The organism is Corynebacterium sp. SA-MJD20WY100, assembly GCF_039822565.1.
In the GTDB taxonomy this organism is placed as follows: domain Bacteria; phylum Actinomycetota; class Actinomycetes; order Mycobacteriales; family Mycobacteriaceae; genus Corynebacterium; species Corynebacterium phoceense_A.
On sequence record NZ_JBCJKS010000038.1, the window covers coordinates 1 to 2554 of the forward strand.

2 protein-coding genes are annotated in these 2554 nt (G+C 57.0%); both read right to left on the bottom strand.

Features of this window, described 5'->3' with window-relative positions:
- Positions 1 to 59: 59 nt before the first annotated feature.
- Positions 60 to 827, bottom strand: coding sequence for an ATP-binding protein (locus tag ABJ196_RS12575; protein ID WP_347307565.1), 768 nt, complete (start codon positions 825 to 827; stop codon positions 60 to 62).
- Positions 828 to 2402 carry an IS21 family transposase gene (gene istA / locus ABJ196_RS12580; protein WP_347307567.1) on the bottom strand — a complete coding sequence of 525 codons (1575 nt, stop codon included), beginning with the start codon at positions 2400 to 2402 and terminating at the stop codon, positions 828 to 830.
- Between the last annotated feature and the right edge of the window lie 152 nt (positions 2403 to 2554).

Genomic DNA, 2554 nt, shown 5'->3' on the forward strand with positions numbered 1-2554 from the left:
GCGTGTTCGAAGGGTTGTCTTAGCCGGACGGGGTGTGTATGCGAACTATGCCCTATGGGTTAGTGTCTGGTTGTGGCGTCGATGTAGCGCTGGGATTCTCCTTCGGTTTGGATGACGATGGCGTGGTGCATCAGTCGGTCGATGGCAGCGTTGATCTGTGTGGGGCGTACCTGTGGCATGAGGTCGGCGAACCGTGACGGATGCGAGTTCGAGGTAATCGCCAGCGAGGTGTGCTGGTAGGTCGCTTCAATAAGCGCGAGGAATCCGTTGGCTTCAGCGACGGTAACGTCGAAGTATCCCACGTCGTCAAGGATGACTAAGTCCAGTTTGGCGAGTTTCGAAAAGCCTTTATGCGGGTCCAAGTCCGCAGCGTGCCGGTTAATGAGCTGGCCGAGGTTCTTCATTGTGAGCCACTTGACCTTCTTGCCGCGTTTGATCAGCTCGACTGCAAGTGCTTCGGTGAGCATGGATTTGCCAGTGCCTTGTGGCCCGCACAAAACGAGGTTGTCGTGGCGGTCCACCCAGTCCAGGGCTTTGAGGTGTTCTTGGCGTTCTACTGGGATGGTAGACCTGGCTGGGTCCCAGGCGTCGAAACTTACCCCGGTAGGAAGTCCAGCATTTTTACGCCTGGTGATTAGCGCTGACTTGGCCCTGCTGAGTGCTTCTGCTTCGACAATGGTGCCTAGAAATTCTTCCAGGCGCCGGCGGTGAGCGTCATTGTCACATGATTGAAGGTAATCGATGGCGGCACTTTTAAGCCCGGGTACTCGAAGCCTGGTTAGTTGTGCGGCAAGCCCTGCGGGAAGCTGGTAGTTGGGTGCGCTCATTTAGAACCATTCCTCCTCGTGCGCGTTAGCCTCGTGGTGTGAGGGCTTAGGTGGTGTGGGCGTGTAGAACCCGTCCCAGGAGTTCGAGGCATGTTCGATGGTTTCAGGTTCTGGGCCCTCGATATCAAAGGCCGTGCCGATTTTGGCTGCTAGGGCGTTGACTGGCCAGTTATCTGCCATGGCTTCGATATCGATGCTGGTGATAAGGCCCGCGTCGATTGCGGCGCGAGCGATGTCATCAGCGAACCACTTCCCGCGCGTAGCGGCCAGCGTGACGAACAAACTCATGGTGTGTTTGATTTGCGGTGCGTGGTGGGCAACCCCGAAGCGCAGCCACGCTTCGGCACCAGGTCCGATGGCAAGAAAGTCTTTTTCTAGTTTCGAGCGAGGATTGACCTTGTAGTAGCCAGGCTCAGGCCGCTGGAAGGAGAAATGGTTCGGGTCGATGCGGCTGTCGCCGCGGGCTCCTTTGACATGACGTGCGACTTCTTCCACCCCATCGATGTCGTGGAAGTAGATTACGACCTCATCGACGTCTGGGCTGGATTGTTCTGTGATGAAGACTTGCCGGCCCATGAGTTCTTCAGGCACTGAGTACACCGCGTGCTGGTAGGTGATCATGGGCGTATTCGCCGGCACTTTCCGCAGTTCACCGAAGACACTCGGATGCGTGTCCACAGGCAGTGGCCCGAGGTGTTTAGCTTCGACTTCACGCAGTACTTCTGCAGGAACAAGCCCGGTTGTACGGTGTGGTCGGGCGTTGATCTTGTCCATAAACGCCTGGCATGCTGCTTCGAGCTGGCCGAAGGTCTCGTAGGCGTCCACGAGATTCGTATCGCGGGGAAGGATGTCGTCTTTGGCTAGGCGTACGGCGTATTCGACTCCGCCTTTCGTGGCAGGGTCTGCCGGTGCACAGACTTGGATACTGACGCGGTAGTGCGACATGAACGATTCCATTGTCGGATTGAACTCCGGCAGGCCTGCGTGACGGCCTACAACTACGGTTTTCTCATTATCCGTGAGCACAAAGTCGGGTACTCCGCCGATAGCCCGAAAGCACCGGTCTAAGGCGGCGAGTACGGTAGTCATCTTTCGGTTACGCAGGGCAAAGACGACGCGGAATCGCGAGTAGGCAACCCAGGCCACAAACAACACGGTCTTCTTGCCATCGACTACTGGGCCGTCGCCGAAGTCGTACTGGAGCCATTTGCCTGGTGCGGTTACCCAAGGCTGGTGTGCGCGCCGCGATGACGAGAGGCGGTATTCCTGTTTGAGCGTCGCGACGATGCGACGCGTGGTGCGCTGGCTTCCTTCAAAACCACGGTCCAGCAAAGCCTCGTAGACCACGTCGGCGCGGATCTTTCCGCCCGAGTTGGTGATCAGTTCCTTGATGAATCCACGGTGCGCATCCGTAATCGACGGACGTGGCCCACGCACCGGCGGTGCGTCAGCGTGAGCGCGCACCACGCGTAGAACCGTGTTGTGCGAGACGTTGAGTTCGTCGGCGACAGCACGCGCATTTTTTAAAATGGCGTAACGAGCCAGAATTTTCTGGCTTCTTCTGGAAGACTGCATAAAGGGTCTTCATCCTTTCGATAGATATGTCCGGCTAGACACTTCTATCGAACACTGGATGAAGACCCCCTTAGTTTTCTACCCCCGATAAAAACTCCCCAAACCCCTAAAACCCGTGTCCGCCACTGGTCAACTCTTCATGTCCGCCAACA

Coding starts and splice junctions, on each gene's coding strand:
- ABJ196_RS12575 (WP_347307565.1), bottom strand. CDS start 827: ATGAGCGCACCCAACTACCAGCTTCCCGCAGGGCTTGCCGCACAACTA.
- istA (WP_347307567.1), bottom strand. CDS start 2,402: ATGCAGTCTTCCAGAAGAAGCCAGAAAATTCTGGCTCGTTACGCCATT.